Annotated in this window: 16 protein-coding genes, 1 tRNA gene and 1 pseudogene; 8 read left to right on the top strand and 10 right to left on the bottom strand. The window is 66.2% G+C overall.

Annotated features, from left to right (window positions below; all coding sequences use genetic code 11):
• Positions 1 to 182: 182 nt before the first annotated feature.
• Positions 183 to 3,437 carry an HAD-IA family hydrolase gene (locus tag ABD687_RS14235; protein WP_302263297.1) on the bottom strand — a complete coding sequence of 1,085 codons (3,255 nt, stop codon included), beginning with the start codon at positions 3,435 to 3,437 and terminating at the stop codon, positions 183 to 185.
• Between the two features lie 605 nt (positions 3,438 to 4,042).
• On the opposite strand from ABD687_RS14235, the gene ABD687_RS14230 reads away from it, so the two are divergent.
• The 4 genes from ABD687_RS14230 (at position 4,043) to ABD687_RS14215 (ending at position 8,691) form a co-directional block, all read left to right on the top strand.
• On the top strand, positions 4,043 to 5,380 hold the full coding sequence (locus tag ABD687_RS14230) for an ABC transporter substrate-binding protein (protein ID WP_302263298.1): 1,338 nt from the start codon (positions 4,043 to 4,045) through the stop codon (positions 5,378 to 5,380).
• 149 nt (positions 5,381 to 5,529) lie between these two features.
• Positions 5,530 to 6,663: a carbohydrate ABC transporter permease gene (locus tag ABD687_RS14225; RefSeq protein ID WP_264271012.1), complete on the top strand. Its 1,134-nt coding sequence runs from the start codon at positions 5,530 to 5,532 to the stop codon at positions 6,661 to 6,663.
• On the top strand, positions 6,663 to 7,616 hold the full coding sequence (locus ABD687_RS14220) for a carbohydrate ABC transporter permease (RefSeq protein WP_264271013.1): 954 nt from the start codon (positions 6,663 to 6,665) through the stop codon (positions 7,614 to 7,616). The genes ABD687_RS14225 and ABD687_RS14220 overlap by 1 nt, the downstream gene beginning before the upstream one ends.
• Before the next feature lie 82 nt (positions 7,617 to 7,698).
• The gene (locus tag ABD687_RS14215; RefSeq protein ID WP_302263299.1) at positions 7,699 to 8,691 is read left to right on the top strand and encodes a hypothetical protein; all 993 of its coding nucleotides are present in this window, start codon (positions 7,699 to 7,701) and stop codon (positions 8,689 to 8,691) included.
• Positions 8,692 to 8,717: 26 nt separating this feature from the next.
• On the opposite strand, the gene ABD687_RS14210 is transcribed toward ABD687_RS14215, so the two are convergent.
• The 6 genes from ABD687_RS14210 to ABD687_RS14185 form a co-directional block, all read right to left on the bottom strand.
• The gene (locus tag ABD687_RS14210) at positions 8,718 to 9,557 is read right to left on the bottom strand and encodes a glycerophosphodiester phosphodiesterase family protein (protein WP_302263300.1); all 840 of its coding nucleotides are present in this window, start codon (positions 9,555 to 9,557) and stop codon (positions 8,718 to 8,720) included.
• Positions 9,558 to 9,631: 74 nt separating this feature from the next.
• Entirely contained in the window at positions 9,632 to 10,456 is an 825-nt protein-coding gene (locus ABD687_RS14205; RefSeq protein WP_302263376.1) for an HAD family hydrolase, read from the bottom strand.
• A 21-nt stretch (positions 10,457 to 10,477) separates the two neighbouring features.
• Positions 10,478 to 11,389, bottom strand: coding sequence for a carbohydrate kinase family protein (locus tag ABD687_RS14200; RefSeq protein WP_310290172.1), 912 nt, complete (start codon positions 11,387 to 11,389; stop codon positions 10,478 to 10,480).
• Positions 11,390 to 11,399: 10 nt separating this feature from the next.
• The gene (locus ABD687_RS14195) at positions 11,400 to 12,251 is read right to left on the bottom strand and encodes an alpha/beta hydrolase (protein WP_310290173.1); all 852 of its coding nucleotides are present in this window, start codon (positions 12,249 to 12,251) and stop codon (positions 11,400 to 11,402) included.
• Between the two features lie 20 nt (positions 12,252 to 12,271).
• Positions 12,272 to 13,081, bottom strand: a complete 810-nt coding sequence (locus tag ABD687_RS14190) for an enoyl-CoA hydratase/isomerase family protein (RefSeq protein WP_302263302.1) — start codon at positions 13,079 to 13,081, stop codon at positions 12,272 to 12,274.
• A gap of 127 nt (positions 13,082 to 13,208) precedes the next feature.
• Positions 13,209 to 13,973 (bottom strand): substrate-binding domain-containing protein, encoded by a 765-nt coding sequence (locus ABD687_RS14185; RefSeq protein ID WP_310290177.1) that lies wholly within the window; start codon positions 13,971 to 13,973, stop codon positions 13,209 to 13,211.
• A 29-nt stretch (positions 13,974 to 14,002) separates the two neighbouring features.
• Between ABD687_RS14185 and ABD687_RS14180 the strand changes: the two genes are divergently transcribed.
• Positions 14,003 to 14,389 (top strand): DUF5997 family protein, encoded by a 387-nt coding sequence (locus ABD687_RS14180; RefSeq protein WP_302263304.1) that lies wholly within the window; start codon positions 14,003 to 14,005, stop codon positions 14,387 to 14,389.
• Positions 14,390 to 14,413: 24 nt separating this feature from the next.
• Here the strand turns inward: ABD687_RS14180 and ABD687_RS14175 are convergent, their stop codons facing one another.
• Together ABD687_RS14175 and ABD687_RS14170 are read right to left on the bottom strand one after the other, a co-directional pair.
• Positions 14,414 to 14,845, bottom strand: coding sequence for a universal stress protein (locus ABD687_RS14175; protein ID WP_264271022.1), 432 nt, complete (start codon positions 14,843 to 14,845; stop codon positions 14,414 to 14,416).
• A 61-nt stretch (positions 14,846 to 14,906) separates the two neighbouring features.
• Entirely contained in the window at positions 14,907 to 15,605 is a 699-nt protein-coding gene (locus ABD687_RS14170; protein ID WP_310290180.1) for a dienelactone hydrolase family protein, read from the bottom strand.
• Between the two features lie 267 nt (positions 15,606 to 15,872).
• Here ABD687_RS14170 and aqpZ point away from each other — a divergent pair.
• Positions 15,873 to 16,691 (top strand): annotated as a pseudogene (aqpZ, locus tag ABD687_RS14165) (aquaporin Z).
• A gap of 249 nt (positions 16,692 to 16,940) precedes the next feature.
• On the opposite strand, the gene ABD687_RS14160 reads toward aqpZ, so the two are convergent.
• A tRNA-Leu gene (locus ABD687_RS14160) sits at positions 16,941 to 17,024 on the bottom strand.
• 282 nt (positions 17,025 to 17,306) lie between these two features.
• Between ABD687_RS14160 and ABD687_RS14155 the strand changes: the two genes are divergently transcribed.
• Positions 17,307 to 18,053, top strand: a complete 747-nt coding sequence (locus ABD687_RS14155; protein WP_302263305.1) for an FHA domain-containing protein — start codon at positions 17,307 to 17,309, stop codon at positions 18,051 to 18,053.
• On the top strand, positions 18,050 to 18,532 hold the full coding sequence (locus tag ABD687_RS14150) for an FHA domain-containing protein FhaB/FipA (RefSeq protein ID WP_264271026.1): 483 nt from the start codon (positions 18,050 to 18,052) through the stop codon (positions 18,530 to 18,532). The genes ABD687_RS14155 and ABD687_RS14150 overlap by 4 nt, the downstream gene beginning before the upstream one ends.

Below are 18,532 nucleotides of genomic sequence, written 5' to 3'. Positions count from 1 at the left end.
GGCGCGGCCCTCGCGGCAGCAGCGGAAAGGCAAGGGCCCGGGAATTCCGCGCCCAACGCCCGGCTAGTGCGCGCAAGCCCCCCAATCCGCACCAAAAAAAGACCGGGCGGGGCACCCTTTCATGGGGGTTCCCCGCCCGTTCTTTCATGCCGCCATTGGGTCGCGGCCGGATCGCGGGGCCGTTATCCGATGATGCTGATCGGCGGTTCGTTCTCCAGCTCCTCCTCGCGCGTGAGCTTCTTCATGTTGGAGGTCAGCGGGGAGCCGTCCTCGCGCTGCAGCGCAAAGACCGCGTCGATGGACGGCTCGCCCTCCAGCACCGGCCCCTGGCCGTCCAGGGCGACAGACACCTCCGGATTGCCCGGGGACACCGTGTATTGCACCCCGCGCACCCTGAACGAGGCCTCGTCCGCGCCTTCGCGCAACGACGCGGTCAGGGACCGCGCCTCGAGCCGGAAGTGCACGGAGGAGTCGTTGCGGCGCAATGAGAACTCCAGCTCGTCCCACTCCGCGGGCAGCCGCGGGTCGAAGAGCCACTCCCCGGTGTCGTCGCGCAACCCGGCAAAACCGTAGACCAGTGCCGCCCACACCCCACCGGTGGAGGCCACGTGCACCCCGTCGGCCGCATTGCCGTGCAGGTTCAGCAGATCCACGTTCAACGCGTGCTCGAAGTAGTCGTAGGCCAGGTCCTGATAGCCGACCTCCGCGGCGAGGATCGCCTGCACCGTGGCCGAGAGCGTCGAGTCCCCTGTGGTCAGCGGATCGTAGTAGTCGAAGTCGGCACGTTTCTGCTCCGGCGTGAAGTCCGAGGAACGCAGCCACAGGGCCAGCACCGTGTCCGCCTGCTTGAGCACCTGGAAGCGGTAGATCACCAGCGGGTGGAAGTGCAGCAGCAGCGGGCGGTGCTCCGGGCCGGTGCCCGGCACATCCCAGACCTCCCGGTTCAGGAACCCCGCGTCCTGCGGGTGGATCCCCACCTTCTCGGAGAACGGGATGTGCATGGCCAGCGCGGCGTCGGACCAGTCACGGACTTCCCGCCGACCGATGTCCAGCTCCTCGACGATGCGCGCATGCTCTTCGGGGAATTCCTCCTTCAGGTAGCCCATGAGGTTCACCGCGTAGTTCAGGTTGAAGCGCGCCATCACGTTGGTGAAGGTGTTGTCGTTGACCACCGCGGTGTACTCGTCCGGACCGGTCACCCCGTGGATGTGGAAGCTGCGCCCGGTCTTGGTCTCGCGCCAGAACCCCAGCGAATTCCACAGCCTGGCGGTCTCCACCACGATTTCCGCCCCGCCGCCCAACAGTAGCCCGGTGTCCCCGCTGGCGCCCACATAGCGGGCCAGGGAATACACCACGTCCGCGTTGATGTGGTACTGCGCGGTGCCTGCCGGGTAGTAGGCGCTGGCCTCCTCGCCGTTGATGGTGCGCCATGGGAAGAGGATGCCGTGTTCGTTCAGCGTCGCCGCGCGGCGCCTGGCCGCGGGGATCATCGACACCCGCGCGCGCAGCGCATTGCGCGCCCACTGCGGGTTGGTATAGGTCAGGAACGGCAGCACATAGATCTCGGTGTCCCAGAAGTAGTGGCCGGAATAGCCGTTGCCCGAGACCCCCTTGGCGGAGATCCCCAACCCGTCGGCGCGGGCGGAGGCCTGCGCCAGGGCGTAGAGGTTCCAGCGGATCGAGCGTTGCAGCAGCGGGTGGGAGCGCACCCGCACGTCGGCGTGCTTCCAGAAATCGGTGAGGAATTCGCGCTGTGCCCAGAACAGCGCGTCGGCTCCGCGCGGGACCAGGTGGTTCAGCGCGCGCACGCAACGGTTGACCATCTCCTGCGTGTCGTGCCGCCGCGAGGAGTGGAAGGAGGCGAACTTGTCGATGTGCAGGGCCTCGTCCTTCTCCAGGTAGGCCGAGACGGTGTGCTCGACGCGATCGGGCAGGACGGAGGAGCGCTCGTCGAAGTCGCGGGTGTCCCCGGCGATGCGGGTGACATGCGAGATCGCGGCGGCCACCGACATGTGCGAACCGCGCACGTAGTAGCTCAGCGCGCAGATCCCGTCCTGTTCGTAGGTGCCCCCCGGCAGCATCGATTCCTCGCCGCTGCCGGCCGACTTGCGCGGGTCGAAGGGCACCTCGCCGGCGTCCGACTCGGCGGCGGTGGGCACGGGCCTGGCGCGCGGCTGGCCAATCAGCGCCGACTGCACGAAGACGTGCGCAGGGGCGTCAAGCAACCTCACGGTGACCCGGAACAGGGCCAGGTGCCGTTCGGAGAAGGAGACCATGGACCGGGTGCGCACCATCACGCGGTGGCCCTCGGCGGTCCGCCAGAGGGTGTCGGAAATCAGCGTCCCGTCCTTGAAGTCCAGCCGCAGCTCGTCCTTGAGGATCTCGGTGCGCCCGATCTCCAGTGCCTCGTCGTTGATGTAGACGCGCACGGTCCGGGCATCGGGTGCCGGGACCATGGTCTGTCCGGCTTCCGCGAGCCCGAAGGCCGATTCGGCGTGGCGGATCTTCCAGGTCTCGTGCAGCCCGTTGATGAACATCCCGTCGGTGCATTCGCCGATGCCCAGCGAATCGCCGCGCATTCCCAGGAAACCGTTGCCCAGGGAGAAAATCGTCTGCTCCACCGAGGGGTCGATGGGGCGCGGGTGCACCCGGGTGTAGGACCAGGTGTCCAGTTCCCAGTCGTCGCGTGCCTGCTGGTTGACCAGGTCGTCAAGGTCGGTCACCACGATGTCTGCCCCGGCCGCCCGCAGTGCCGCTTCCGGCTGGTCCCGGGCCACTCCCACCACCAGCCCGAAGCCGCCCGAAACCGCCGCCTGGACCCCGGAGATCGCGTCCTCGATGACGATGCATTCGTTGACCGACCAGCCGAGGTCGCTGGCCGCGGCCAGGAAGGTGTCGGGGGCGGGTTTGCCCGGCAGGTTGCGCGCGGCGGCCTGGTGGCCACCGATCACCACGCTGAATTCACCGCGCAGCCCGGCGGCCTCCAGGACTTCCTCTGCATTGCGGGAGGAGGAGACGACGGCCACCTCGAGCCCTGCCTGCTGGATTTGCCGCAGGTAGGCCAGGGACCCCGGGTAGGGCTCGATCCCCGCTTCGTGCAGGATCGCGCGGAAGACCACATTTTTTCGGTTGCCCAGGGCGCACACGCTGTTGGTCCCGGCGGCATCGGTGTCCTGGCCCCACGGCAGTTCGATGCCGCGGTCGGCCAGCACCGCCGCGACGCCCTCGTACCGGGGCCGCCCGTCGACCAGGGCGAAGTAGTCCGCCTCGGTGTAGGGTCCCTGAACCCCGGCCTCGGCGAAGAAGCCGTCGAAGAGTTGTTGCCAAGCCTCGCGGTGGACCTCGGCGGTGGGGGTCAGCACACCGTCCAGGTCAAAGAGCACGGCCTTGAAATCCCGGCGCCGATAGGCGGCGCCGGTGGCGAGGGCTTCACGCATGGTGTTGAATTCCCTTCTCTGTCTCGTGGCGGCTTCCGGACCCCGGCGCGTGCTGGGGCGATCGGTTGCGGCGCCGCCACAACGGCTATTCCCGCGGCCGCGGATAGGGGGGGCGTATGTGCTCCCCCCGGTTCGCGCCGACGGGCCTTACACGCTCCAGCCTAGTCACCGATCAACTCGCGCGTGAAGCGCGCGGGACAATAAGACGGTTTCGCACGTGCCTGCGCGACGCCGGGCAAAGATCACCCCCCGCGGCGGAGGCGGCCGCGTTGGCCGTCGTCTGGCGGGACAAAGAGGAAACAAACCCGATGGTTCGGTATTCGTGCCCAAAACTTCAAGTCAATTCGCAATTGTTACCCAGCTTTTATGGTCCCAACCCTTGAAAACCATCTACCGGCTCTACAAGATGAGCAGTAGAAGAGCCTCGAGAACTTCACCATCCAGGGGCGCTTCACCTTCATGGGGGACTTCACGGTGATCCTGCCGGGGGGACGTCCGTCCCCGCCTGCCGGTGCTGCCGCGGAGGCAGGGGCCGGCGGATCGTACTCTTCCCCCGTCCCAAATGTACCGGGCGGCAACTGCCACCCGACCGAGCAGGAGGAATGATGAAAACATTACGACGGGGAAAGGCGTACGCCTCCGTGGCGGCTCTCGGCGTAGCCGCATTGGTTCTCACCAGTTGCGGTGGCGGCCCGGGAGCCCCGGAAACCAGTCCGGCGAGCACCAGCGGAGCCACTGCCACCGGCAAGTCGGAGGTCACCCTCTACGGCACCATCGCCGATGCGGAGGCCAAGCTGCTCGAGGAATCCTGGGCCGACTGGTCGAAGGAGAACAACATCACGATCAAGTATGAATCCTCCAAGGAGTTCGAAACGCAGATCGCCGTCCGCGCCCAGGGCGGCAACGCCCCGGACCTGGCCATCTTCCCCCAGCCGGGGCTGCTGGGCGACCTGGCCACCCGCGGATTCCTCAAGCCCGCTTCCGAAGGGGTCAAGGCGAATGTCGCCTCCGGTTGGTCCGAGGACTGGGCCAAGTACGGCACCGTCGACGGGACCTTGTATGGGGCGCCGCTCATGGCAAGCGTCAAGGGCTGGGTCTGGTATTCGCCGGCCGAGTTCAAAGAAAACGGCTGGGAAGTCCCCACCACCTGGCAGGGTTTGCTGGACTTGACCGCGCAGATCGAGCAGGACAAGGGGGAGGCTCCCTGGTGCGCCGGCTTCGGTTCAGGCGATGCCTCCGGCTGGCCGGGCACCGACTGGGTAGAAGACCTGGTGCTGCGCCAGTCCGGCAAGGACGTCTACGACCAATGGGTCGCCAACGAGGTCAAGTTCACCGATCCGCAGATCAAGTCGGCACTGGACGAGGTCGGCAAGATCCTTAAGGACCCGAAGTACGTCAACGCCGGCTACGGCGATATCACCTCCATCAATTCGACCGCCTTCGGCGACGTGGCCGACGTGATGGTCAACGGCGATTGCTCGCTGACCCACCAGGCGTCGTTCTTCAGTGGCTTCATCACCGATGCGGGCGGAAAAGTCGGACCGGATGCAGATGTGTGGGGCTTCGTCACCCCGTCCATGGACGGGGCCGGCAACTCGGTCACCGGCGGTGGCGAGATCGTCGGCGCGTTCAACGACGATCCCTCGGTCGTGAAGGTGCAGGAGTACCTCTCCAGCCCCGAATGGGCCAACTCCCGGGTGAAACTCGGCGGTGTGCTCAGTGCCAACAAGGGCCTGGATCCGGCCAATGCCTCGGATCCGCTGCTTGAGGAAGCGGTGAAGATCCTGCAGGATCCGGCAACGACGTTCCGCTTTGACGCCTCGGACCTCATGCCCGGCTCCGTGGGTGTCGGCACGTTCTTCAGGGGCATGGTCGACTGGATCAACGGCTCGGATTCCGAGACGGTGCTCAATCAAATCGAGAACGGCTGGCCCTCGAGCTAGCTGGCACGAGCGCCCGGTCAGGGACGGGTCCGACCCGACCCTGACCGGCGCCACCGCCACAAGCGTTTCCGTCCCGCTTCCCTGGCCGGGTTAGCCGCCCGGTGCGGCGGACCCGGCACCGGAACTTTTCCGAAAGGCGCAACCGGATCATGACAATGTTCCTGTTATGGCTCAGCACCCTGCCCACACTGGCGCAGATCCCCATCGTCATCGGGGTGTTCCTGGCCGTGGTGGTGCTACTGCTCTTCCTCATCGAGCTGGCGCCGCGACGCGGGCGCAAATACACCATCATCCGCGCAGTTGCCTGCGTCGTGTTCCCGCTGGCGATGGTCGCGATCCTGGATTCCTACACCTGGGCCATCATCGCCGCCGGCTTCCTGGGCCTGCTGCTGTTCTGGCTTGACCTTCGATCGCGGCACGGGGCCGGGTACGTCTTCGCACTCGTGGGGTTCCTCGCCCCAGCACTGATCCTGCTGGCTGCCGGGTTGGTCATTCCGACCATCCAGACCACCATCGCCTCGTTCATGAATTCCCGTGGCACCGAATTTGTGGGGCTGGAGAACTTCGCCTGGATCTTTACCCAGCCGTCGGGCGTCCGCACGGTGCTGAACACCGTGCTGTGGGTGTTGATCGCCCCGGTGGTCTCCACCATCGCCGGACTGGCCTACGCGGTATTCATCGACAAGTCCCGCGGCGAGAAGTTCTTTAAGGTCCTAGTGTTCATGCCGATGGCCATCTCGTTCGTCGGTGCCTCGATCATCTGGCGCTTTGTTTACACCGATCGGCCCGCCGACGCCGAACAGATCGGGCTGCTGAACCAGCTGATCGTCTGGGCGGGCGGGGAACCGGTCCGGTTCCTGCAAAACGAGCCATTCAACACCGTGGCACTGATCGTGGTGCTGATCTGGGTGCAAACCGGCTTCGCCATGGTGCTGCTGTCCGCGGCGATCAAGGGGGTGCCCGTCGAGCAACTGGAGGCTGCCGAGATCGACGGGGCCAGTGCGTGGCAGCGCTTCGCCAACGTCACGCTGCCAGGCATCCGTTCCACGCTCGTGGTCGTGCTGACCACGATCTCGATCGCCTCGCTGAAGGTCTTTGACATCGTGCGGACCATGACTGCCGGCGCAAACGACACCTCGGTGATCGCGAACGAAATGTACACCCAGTTCCGCAATTTCGAGGCCGGTCGCTCCGCGGCGTTCGCCGTCATCCTCTTCGTGATGGTGTTGCCCATCGTCATCTACAACGCCCGGCAGATCAAGATGCAAAGGGAGCTGCGCTGATGTCCACGCTTGCCAAGGCCACGCCCTTGACCCCCGAACCGGCCAACGGGACTTCCCGGCGCCTCCGAACCGCCTCCCTGGCCAAGTCCCGGCTGACGAATAAATGGGCCACGCTAGCGGCGCTGGTGATTGCCGCGCTGTGGACCATCCCTACCATCGGCCTGCTGGTCTCCTCCTTCCGGCCGGCACAGCTGGTGCGCACTACCGGTTGGTGGACGATCTTTGAAAACCCGGGTTTCACCACCCAGAACTACACCGACGTCCTGCAGGCCGGTAACTCGCAGCTGACCATGGCCGGGTCGTTCATCAACTCCATCGCGATCACCCTGCCGGCCACGGTGATCCCGCTGCTGCTGGCCACCATGGCCGCCTATGCGTTTGCCTGGATGCGCTTCCCCGGCAGGGACCTGCTCTTCATCCTGGTTTTCGCGCTGCAGATCGTGCCGATCCAGATGGCGTTGGTGCCGCTGCTGCGGCTGTTCGCGGCCGGGGAGCTCTTCGGTTACCCGGTCATCGGGGCGTTCGGCCAGGCCGGCTACGCGCAGGTGTGGATCGCGCACACGATCTTCGGGCTGCCGCTGGCGATCTTCCTGCTGCACAACTTCATTGCCGAGATCCCCAACGAGATCATCGAGGCGGCCCGGGTGGACGGAGCCAGCCACGGGCAGATCTTCTTCCGGATCGTGCTGCCGCTTTGTGCCCCGGCCATCGCCGCGTACTCGATCTTCCAGTTCCTCTGGGTCTGGAACGACCTGCTGGTCGCGTTGATCTTCGCGGACGGCCCCGTCGCACCGATCACCAAGCTGCTGGCGGAAATCACCGGGACCCGCGGGCAGGATTGGCACCTTCTCACCGCCGGGGCGTTCCTGGCAATCATCGTGCCGCTGACGGTGTTCTTCGCCCTGCAGCGCTACTTCGTCCGCGGCCTCATGGCGGGATCCGCCAAGGGCTAGGGGGCTGGTTCGACGGGCCAGCATTGGCCGGCCGCCTCGGCCTCACAGGAAAGCCGACGATTCACTGGCTAGGATAGTGGGCGTGGCTCAGTGGATTAAGAATTGGACGGATGGCGAATGGCGCACCGAGGTGCTCGCCTGGGTGGACATGGCCTGTGAGGCATATTCCCTCAAGCGCATAGGAGCACTTCAGGAAGCAACTTCGTCGCTCCGCGCCAAGTACCTGCGCGTTCCCACCGACTCCGGAATACTTTTCTTCAAGGCGGTGGCCCCCGGGCAGCTTTTTGAGCCGCCGGTCACCGCCGCTGCAGCCAACCTGGTCCCGGACCGGCTGGTCATGCCCCTGGCGATCGACCCTGAACGCGGCTGGATGCTCTCCCCCGACTACGGTGCAACGCTGGACGGGCTGGCCACCACCCCCGAGCTGTGGGTACGTGCGCTCGGTGCCCTGGGCGCGCTGCAGCGCGAGGTTGTCGATTCCGAGGAGGCACTCTTCGACGCGGGCCTGCAGATCCAGGATCCGGCGTGGCTTCCCGAGGAGTTCAACAACGCGCTCACCCTGCATGCTTCACTTCCCGCCGATCACCCGCTGGGCATTCCCGCCCGCGACGCCGACCACGCCTTCGGCGCCCTCAAGGACATCGAACTGGCCTGCGCGGAGCTGATCGCAGGGCCGATCCCCTTGAGCCTGGAGCACGGTTCCTTCGACCGCCGCCGGGTCTTTGCGCCCACCGACGACAAGAGCGCACCGCGGATCCTGAACCTGGGCGACGCACACTGGGCGCACCCCTTTGCCTCGCTGGCCCGGCCCCTTGAGCGGATGCGCATCGATTTCCGTGCCACGGCCGACGACCCGAGGATCCTTGCGGCCATCGGCGCGTACCTTTCCGCGTGGGACGACTACGGATCCCCCGACGAGCTCTACGAGCTGGTGGCCCCCGCCCTGCGGATTTCCCCGTTGCACACCCACGAGACCTGGCTGCAACTGCTGGCCGACGCCGACGAGCCGCAGCTGCGCCGCTGGGCGCCAAAGGTGCTGGAGCCACTGGCGTCCCTGGCGACAGCCACCACCTGAGTCCCCCGCCGGCACGCAGTGCACGTTCAGCCGGCGTGCCCGTTTTGCGGCCAGCAGCCGCGTTCGGCCATGACCCGGGCCAGGGTGTCGGCGCGATCGCTCATGAGCCCGTCGACACCCATTTCCAGCAGCCGGTGCATGTCCGACTCCCCGTTGACGACCCACACATGGACCTGCAGCCCGGCGGCGTGGGCCTTGGAGATGAACCTCGGCGTCACCACCCGGACGGGTCCGCGACGTTCGGGGACCTGCAGGGCCGCCAACTCCCGGAATGCCGCACGTGGCAGCCGCGGCGGGCCAAGCTTGGCCAACAGGACGGCCGCCGCGGTCCCCATCACGCCCGGGCTGGCGGCGACAGCCGGTCCGGGGAGCCCCTCGCGGGCGAGCAGGTGCTGGACTTTGCGCCGGCGCCGACCTCCGAAGGAGGCGACGAGCACCCTCGAGTGCGCGTCATGGCCGGCAATGGCATCGGCCAGTAGCGCGGCGGAGGCGGCATCTTTCACATCGACGTTGAAGTGCGCCTGCGGGAACGCCCGGAGCAGCTCGTCGAAGGTGGGAATCGGTTCGCCGGCAATCCGCAGTCCGGAAAGTTCGGCCATGGTGCAGTCGGCCAGCTTGCGCTTCTCCCCGGCAAGCCGGGCCAGATCCTCGTCGTGGAACACCACCAGCACCCCGTCCCTGGTGGCACGGACGTCGGTCTCCAGGTAGCCGAACCCCAGGTCGTGCGCCGCGGCAAAAGCCTTCAGCGTGTTTTCCGCCCCGTCGGGCGCGAAGCCGCGGTGGGAGAACGCCAGCGGTGAGCCGGCCATCGCGGAGCCGACGGTGTTCAGCAGGAAGGGTGCGGTGCCGACACGTGCGGAGTCCATCGCGTTCCCTTCATCGGTTCGGATCGAGGTGTTCGCCGCCGCCTGGCAGCGGCCGGGCCCGGGGCCCCCGTTTGCTAGCCCGGTTCCGGTACGTGGCCGTTGCGCGCAAGGATGCCCTCCAGGATGCAGGCGACCCCGTCGTCCTCCACCCCCGGCGCCCGGTAGGCGGCTGCGTCCAGCGCCGATGCGTGCCCGGAGGCCATCGCGTACCCGTGACCGGCCCAGGCCAGCATCTGCAGGTCGTTGGGCATGTCCCCGAACGCGACGACTTCCCCCGGGTCGATCCCCAGGCCCGCGGCGTATGCGGCCAGCGCCACCGACTTGTTGACATCCACGTGTGCCATTTCCAGCAGCGAGACATCGAACGCGGAGTGGGTCACCGAGACCAGGTGGTCAAGGTCCGCGGCAACGGCAGCCATGAAGTCGTCGGCATTCCGGGTGCGCGACTTGGCCAGGAACTTCACCACTCCCTCCTCGCGCAACGACTCCGAGCGCAGGTCAAGGGCGTCAAAGGTTTGAATCCGGGAGGTCTCGGCGCTGTCGGCGAAGCCGGAACCCAGGTGCAGGCCGCGGGTGGTTTCCGCGGCGAAGGTGGCGCTTGGTTCGGCGTGCAGGATGATCCGGCGGGTTTCGATGAGCAGCTCGGGCTCGATGGTTTCGGCGCTGAGCAGCCGCTCGGTCTCCAGGTCGTAGAGCACCGCTCCGTTGGAGCAGATCACGGTGCCCAGGTGGCCGAATGCCGCGCGGACCGGTTCGAGCCAGCGCACCGGCCGTCCGGTGACGAACACGATGTGCATGCCCGACTCGCGGGCGTGCTTGAAGGCCTCGATGGTGCGCGGGGAAATCGTCCCGTCCGCGCGAATAATGGTTCCGTCCAGGTCGCTGGCGACCAACCGCACATCCATGCCCGCTGCGCCCCGTTAGTGGATTTCGTTCCGGGTCGGCGGGTTGGCGCCGGGCCGCGAGACGGTGATGGCGGCGGCCCTGGCCGCGTAGTCAAGGACCTCGGTGAGCGTGGCGGTGTCCAGCTGGTGCAGGGCCTCGCGCCGCGCGCTGCCCAGCAGCCCGCGGACCTCAAGGGCGGAAATCATTGCCGAGATGAACGAATCCCCGGCGCCCACGGTGTCGGCGACATCGACAACCGGTGCCTTGGCGCTTGCGGTGCCGGCCTCGACCAGGCCCCACGGGCCTGCCGAACCGTAGGTGGCCACGATCATTGCCGGTCCGGAGGCCAGCCAGGCCGCCGCTGTCTCCTCCACGCTGCGGTGCGGGTAGAGCCATTCCAGGTCGGAGTCCGAGGCCCGCACCACGTCGGCAAGCGCCACGAAGCGCTCGACGTTCGCGACGGCCTGGCCGTGGTCGGTGATCAGCGAAGGCCGAATGTTGGGGTCGTAGGTGATGGTGGCGTGCGGTCGGGCCGCCTCGATGAGGCGCAGCACCTTGCCCGCGCCCGGTTCCACGAGCGTGGCCAGCGAACCGGTGTGAACCAACTGGGCGTCGGCCAGCGCCGGGGTGCCCGCGGGCAGCTCCGGCAGGTCCCAGTGCACGTCGAAGGTGTAGCTGGCGGCGCCCACGGGGTCCAGGATGCCGCGCGCGGTGGAGGTCGGGTGGTCGTCGGGTCCGCAGATGTGCCGCACGTTGTTCGATTCCAGCGCGTGCAGGATCTTCGCGCCGAATTCGTCGTCCCCCCAGCGTCCAATGAATGTCACGGGGTGTCCCAGCTTGGCCAGGCCCACCGCGACGTTTAGCGGGCTGCCGCCGACGAAGGTCCGTGGCGCGCTGATGCCGCCGGAAAGCACATCGACCAGGGCCTCGCCTATGACCGTCAGCACATCGGGCTCCTCATCGTTTTTCCGGGGGTGACGACTTCAATATACCGGTCGGTAGCCGGTAGAGAGGCAGTTTGTGAGGCTCCTCGCCCCGCGCAGCGCCGCCGCCGACTTCCAGCAGGGCCTCCACGGTGGCCTCCCAGGCGGGGTCGCCCGGGGAGATCAGCCCGTAGTGGTCCCCGTCGTACTCCCGGTAGTCGACGCGCGCCCCGGCTGCCACGGCCCGGGAGGCGAAGGAGCGGGCCAGTTCCACCGGCACGTCGGCGTCCGCCCGGCCGTGCAGCATCACCAGCGGCACCGCGGGCAGGTCGCGGGCGGCGGGATCGGCAGCCAACCAGGCCGCCGCGCCGGATTCCGGGGAACAGCCCATCAGCTCGCCCGCCGCGTCGTTGCCCAGGGACAGCCGATGGGCCAGGCCCAGGTCAAGCACCCCTGCCTGCGACACCACCCCGTCCAGGGACCTGCTGCCCTCCGGCAGCGCGCCGGGAGCACCGGCGGGCAGCAGGGAGCGGCCCGCGGCCCAGAGCGCCAGGTGCCCGCCGGCCGAATGCCCGATGCCGATCCGGGGGCCGTCCTCGATGCCCGCCTGGGCCAGCGCTGCACCCAGCGCGTCGATGCCGGTGGCGACGTCCATGAAGGTCTCCGGATAGCCGCCGTCTCCCCCGGCCATGCGGCGGTATTCAAGGTTCCATGCCACGATGCCGCGGGCGGCCAGGTCTGCCGCCAGCGGGCGGCCCAGTTCGGCGCCATAGGCCTGTCGCCAGAAGCCTCCGTGCACGATCACGGCAACCACGTCGTGCAGCCGGGTCTCCGGCAACCACAATTCGGCGTACTGGCTGGCGTGCCGCCCGTAGACGTGCAGCACCGGTTGTGCCGCGGGAGGCACTAGCGGCCCGGGAACTCGGGGGCCGACTTCGCCACGAAGGCGGCGCGTCCCACCACCGAGTCCTCGGTCTCGAAGGCCTTGACGAAGGAGCGGGCCTCGGCCTCGAGCCCGTCGACCACGTTCAGCCCGGCAATCTCGTTGAGCGCGTTCTTCACGTTGGCCACCGCGGTCGGGGCCTTGCCGGCGATCTCCGCGATGGTTTCCTCGGCGGCGGCAAGCAGCGCCGCGTTGTCCTCAAGCACCCGGTTCACCAGCCCGATGCGCAGGGCCTCGGCGGCCTTGATGCGCCGGCCCGTGTAGATCAGTTCACGGGCCATGCCGATGCCCACGCGCTGCTGCAGGCGCACGGATCCGCCGAAGCCCGGAACCAATCCGAGGTTGACCTCCGGCTGGCCGAAGCTGGCGTTCGCCGAGGCGTAGAGGAAATCGCAGGCCATGGCCAGCTCGCAGCCACCGCCCAGGGCGAAGCCGTTGACGGCGGCGATCACGGGTACCGGCAGCGCCTCCAGGCGCAACGTGACCTCGTGCATGCGCCGCCCGTAGGCCAAGGCGGCCTGAGGGTCCATGGCGTTCATCTCCACGATGTTGGCGCCGGCCACGAAGGACTTGTCCCCGGCGCCGGTAACGATGATGCCGCGCACGGGCCACCGTGCATCGGTGCCGATGTCGGCCAGTACCCCGGTCAGCGCATGCAGGTCCTCGACCACGGCGGCGGCCAGTGCATTCATCGAGGCCGGCTGGTTGATGGTCACGAGCAGGGCATTGCCGCGCTGCTCGACGAGCAATGTCTCGTAGGTCCCGAAATCCATGTGCACTCCCTTGTGATTGGCGTCTCGAAACCAGCGTCTCATGTTTGCCTCGGCACCGCCCCGTTGGCGCGCAGGTGAAACCGTGTTTAAGCCAGCACGACGGGCGGTTGCGGGACCGGGCGCCGGATCAGCGTTTGCGCCCCCGGGAGGCAGGCTTCGACCCGCGCTTGGCACCCGGGCGACCCGCGCGTGCGCCTGACTTCTTCTGGGCGTTCTTGGTGCTTTTCGCGTTTTTGGCGGCCTCGGAGTCGGCGGCCTGCCGCTTCTTGCGCGCCTCTGCAGCTTGCTCTTGCTGCTTCTGCGCCACCGATGCCTGCCGTGAGGAATTTTCCCCGCGGCCGCGCACCACCCCGATAAATTCCTCGATCACCGGGTCCGTGGGGTCGTCGCCCTCCGGGGCCAGCCAGGCGATGCCGATGGCGGTTTGCGGGACGCCGGACAGTTCCCGGTGCACGACGTCCTTGCGGCTGTGCAGTCGCGCCACGCCCAGGGGCAGCACCAGCAGGCCCGCCCCGGAGGAGCACACCTCCATGGCCATGGCCGTCCCGCCAACGGATTCCGGGTAGTCGGCAAGGTCCAAGAAGTTCTCGTTTTGGATCTCGGCGAGGGGAACCACATCTTCATGCAGCTCGATGTCGTGGTCCTTTGGAGCACAGACGACCTGTTGCTCCTCATAGAGCGGTATCACGTGGACCGCGGGGGTCTTGGGCGAGGAGCCTGCGGCAAAGCGGACGAAGACGATGTCCGATTCGCCGTTCTTCAGGCGCGCCAAGATCTCCCCGCCGTCGTAGCGCAGGGCAAGCAAGGGGTTTTGTGGATAGCGTTCGTTCCACCGGCTCAGCCATTTGCCGGGCGTGACACCCGGTACATAGGCGATTTTTAGTCCTGTCACCACCCCAGCGTACCGGTACGCTTGTTCACATGAGCGAGAAAACCCCACAGAACATGAAGCCGGCGACTGCCGCAAAGAAATTGGGCATCTACCTGCCCGCAGCTCCGGCCGAGTTCCAGGAGGGTCCGGTGTCCCGGGCCGAGCTCGACGAATTGCTGGCGAACCCGCCTGAGTGGCTTGAGGAATTGCGGGCCAACGGCCCGCATCCGCGCCCGGTCGTGGCGCACAAGTTGAATGTCTCGATTTCCGGCCTGGCCCGGGCGGAAATCACCGAGGCGCTGACCACCAAGGAAATCGAGGCGTTGCTGGCTGATCGTCCGGAGTGGCTGCAGGAAGAGCGTGCCTCACTCGCCGCGGTGCGCGCCGAGGAAAAGCGCGTCCGTGATGCTGCGGCCGCCAAGGGCGACCGCAGCTAACCACGATTCACTATCGTGCGGTGACTACTTGACCGTCTTGACGATGTAGACATCGCATGGGGCTGCGTGTGCCACTGAGGTGGCCACGGAGCCAAGAACGCGCCCCAGGCCCTTCATGCCGACATTGCCGACAACGATCAACGTGGCGTTCAGGCGCTCGGCCTCGGCAACCAATACTTCCTGCGGCTTGCCGTGCGCCGCGGCTGCGGTGATCTTGGCGGTCGGCTCGGTGATGCGCAGGCCTGCAGCGCACTGCTCGGCGACCTTTCCGGCCTGCTCCGCGTCGTCAAGGATCCAGGTGTCGGTGCCGATCTTCACGACCTCGGTGTTGTCCGAAGTGTGGGCGGTCACGACGACGAGTTCCGCATCCATGCTGGTGGCGATGCGCGCCGCGCGTTCTGCTGCACGCTGTGCGGTTTCGCTGCCGTCAACACCGACGATGATGGTTTCTGCCATGTTCTGACGCTCCTTTAGGTGTGGCCACCTGCGGCGGCCGGGGTTTTTTGGGAAAAATTGGTTAGGAAATATTCTGCCGGAGGAAGTCCACCGACCGGTCCCATGCCAGGCGCGCGGCCTCGGGCCGGTAGTTGCCCGAAGGGTTTGCATCGTTGTGGAAGGCATGCGGGGCATCGTAGTAGTGGAACACGACCTCGGCACCGGATTCCTCGCGGATCTGGGCTTCCTGGGCATGCGCCTTCGCCACCGGGTAGGACGAGTCCTCATTGGCGTAGTGCCCCTGGACCTGGGCCCGCACCCCTGCATAGCTCTGTGGAACACCCTGTCCGACGCCATAGAAGGGGACGGCGGCGGAGATTTTCTTCCCCTGCTGGGCGGCAAGGGCCAGCACAAAACCGCCGCCCATGCAGAATCCGATGGTTCCCGCGGTCGAACTGGTGACGGCTTCGAGGCCAAGCAGGTAGTCGACGGCGCCCGCCAGCAGCTTCGCACCGAGTTCCTCGGGCAGGTTCGACATCATTTCCGCGGCCTCTGCCCCGTCGTGGGCGACCGATCCGCCGAAGAGATCCGGCGCAAGGGCAACGAAACCCTCGGCAGCCAGGCGGTCGGCCACGTCCCGGATGTGGTCAGTCAATCCCCACCATTCCTGGATGACGATAACGCCCGGGCCCTGGCCGGCTTCTGGCAACGCGAGATATCCGTGTGCACGCTGTCCCTCGGAGGGAAACGAAACGTTTTGGTGCGGTGTCTGGGACGCCATACTTCCGACTGCTCCTGTCCTACATGCTTCATTGCCGGCGGAAACGCCCGATCTTCTCCCAGTCTATGCACCGATATGGGGCTCCTCGCCAAGAATCGCCGGTAGTTTCCTCACATCGACGCCGGATCGACGAACGGCAAAACCGTGGAATCCAGATGAATTTCCCCTTTCTCGTGATGAATTTTCGCAGCGGGTGGTGATGTCGCCGCTTCTTGCGGAATACCGTGTACGTTGCATAGCCGTGCGTTTTCACGTGTGGAGCCAGATATGTCCCATCCCATGTCATCGCGTTTGACCGCCGAGTTTCTCGGCACCGGCGTACTCGTATTCGGCGGCTGCGGCGCTGCCATATTCTCAGCCAAGGTCGTCGCCTCGAACACCATCAACATGGGAATTGGATTCCTCGGGGTGGCGTTGGCCTTCGGCCTGACCATTCTGGCCATGGTCTATGCGGTCGGCCACATCTCCGGTGGTCATTTCAACCCGGCAGTGACATTGGGTGCCGCATTGGCGGGTCGGGTCGAGTGGAAAGCAGTCCCCGCATACATGGTCACCCAGGTTGTCGGTGCGTCCGTCGCCGGCTTGGTCCTCTTTGCCATCGCCAGCGGTAAACATGGATTTGATCCAGTCTCCTCCGGCTTCGCCACCAACGGCTAGGCCGACCGCTTGCCCGACGGTTACAGCATGCTTGCGGCGTTGCTGGCGGAAATCATCCTGACCGCCGTGTTCCTCTATGTCATCCTCGGGTCCACCGGTGAGCGGGCGCCCCGGGGTCTTGCCGGCATTTCCATCGGTCTCACCCTGACGCTGATCCATCTGGTTTCCATTCCGATCACCAACACCTCCGTGAACCCGGCGCGTTCCCCGGGTGTGGCATGGTTTGCGGGACCGGACGCACTGGGGCAGGTATGGCGGTTCATCGCCGCACCGCTGATAGATGCAGCCATTGCCGGAATGACCTATCCCCTGCTGTTTGCTTCGCCGCTGATTGATGCGGCCCTGCAATCCGGGGAGGGCAAGCCGAATCCGACCCTCACGGAAGAAGCCACCAAGGCCGAGGCCATAGCGGGAAACGGCGCCAAGTAGTTCCCGCGTCCGCCGCCTGGTGCGGACAAATGGTTGCGGACCCGAGGAGCAGGGCCACCCCAAATCACAAAGGACCGGGATATTGGACCCCTCGTGCGGTATCCGCGTCCGCGCGGCGGACGGGAGCCGCCACAGCGCTAGACATGGTCGGCTAATTGGCCGACAACGGTGCCCATACAGCTTGCCTACTGGGCACCAACCAGAAACAAAACACCCCCCGGTCATCAGACCGGGGGGTGTTTCCATATGTGCGCGAAGGGGGACTTGAACCCCCACGCCCTTGCGAGCACTGGCACCTGAAGCCAGCGCGTCTACCAATTCCGCCATTCGCGCATATTCACTGCGTTTCAGTCATTGACTTCAACAGCGAGATCAATCATATACACAGGTTGCCCTGAACGACTAATCGAGGGCGCTTTTGTGATCAGTGCCACGCCCGGGCAACCAATGGCACCGGTCGTTCGTTGGGGAACAGGGGGCCGCTTTCAACACATTTCGCCCCAGATGATTTTCAAGCCAAGTAGTATCGAACAAGGCGCAAGGCATCCAGGCCCTGCGACGCAATGCCAATAACCGTGCCACGACACGAGTTAGAACCAGGAAGGGAGCGAAGCGATGGGCCTCATCGACAATGTTGAGCGCGGACTTGAAAAGCTTGTCACCAGCGTCTTCCGCGGCTCCGGCAGTTCCGAGGTCAAGCCCGTGGAAATCGCTTCACGTATGCGCAACCAGATGGATGCGAAGTCGCTGACCATTTCACAGGCGCGCACCCTGGTGCCGAACCTCTTCACCATTCGCCTCTCTGACGACGATTTTGCCAGGGCACGGGAATGGGGGGCGCCGTTGGCCAGGGAACTCTGCACGACAGCCCTGGATCACGCCAAGAGCCAGGGATACACACTGCAGGGCGCCGTCGAGGTCAACTTTCGCAAAGACAGCGAGCTCAAGCCTGGAGACTTCGAGATCGACTCGGTCTTTTCCGAAGACTCCGCCGCCGAGGTGCGCAACTCCCCCGCCGCTCCGCCGGCACCCGCCTCTCCACCGCGTGGGGTACCCAAGACGCAGCCGGTGCTTGACATTGCCGGCCAACGATACGCCTTGAACCATCCCAACATCGTCTTGGGCCGTTCCGCGGAGACCGACATCCCCATTGAGGATCCCGGAGTTTCCCGCCGGCACCTGAAGATCGAGCAGCGCGGCGCCGCGACGTGGGCCGTTGACTTGGGCTCCACCAACGGCAGCTTCGTCAACGGACAGAAGATCGTTGGTGAAACCGAGCTCCACGACGGCTCCAACATCGCCATGGGACAAACACGCATCATCTTCAGACTCCTCCCCCAATCTCAAGGAGACCGTGCGTGAACGACCTAGTGTTCACCGTGCTGCGGCTCGGATTTCTCATATTGCTCTGGCTGCTGGTCTTGAGCATCGTCGGCGCGCTTCGCCGCGACCTTGCCATTGGCGGAAGGGCAGGCGTCGGCAGCCCGTCGTCCCGGCAGATCCGCAAGGACCCCTCGTTGGCACCGCCACCGGAGGTCCCCGCCAAGCAGCAGGCCAAGACCTTGTCCATCCTCGAGGGACCCCTTACGGGCCTTCAGCACCAGCTCACGGCCAGCCCGATCCTGCTGGGTCGCGCCCAAGAAGCAACCATCGTGCTGGAAGACGACTATGCCTCCGGCCGCCACGCACGCCTGTTCCCCCAGGGGACCCGGTGGTTCATCGAAGATTTGGGTTCGACCAACGGAACGTTCCTGGGCGAGGCCCAGCTCACCCGCGCCCAGCCGGTTGAACTTGGCCAGAAGATCCGGATCGGCAAGACGGTCATGGAGTTGAGGCCCTAG

This window comes from Paeniglutamicibacter sulfureus (assembly GCF_039535115.1).
GTDB classification, from domain to species: Bacteria; Actinomycetota; Actinomycetes; order Actinomycetales; family Micrococcaceae; genus Paeniglutamicibacter; species Paeniglutamicibacter sulfureus.
Note: the sequence above shows the minus strand (reverse complement) of the source record. Positions and strands in the feature narration are given on the sequence as shown.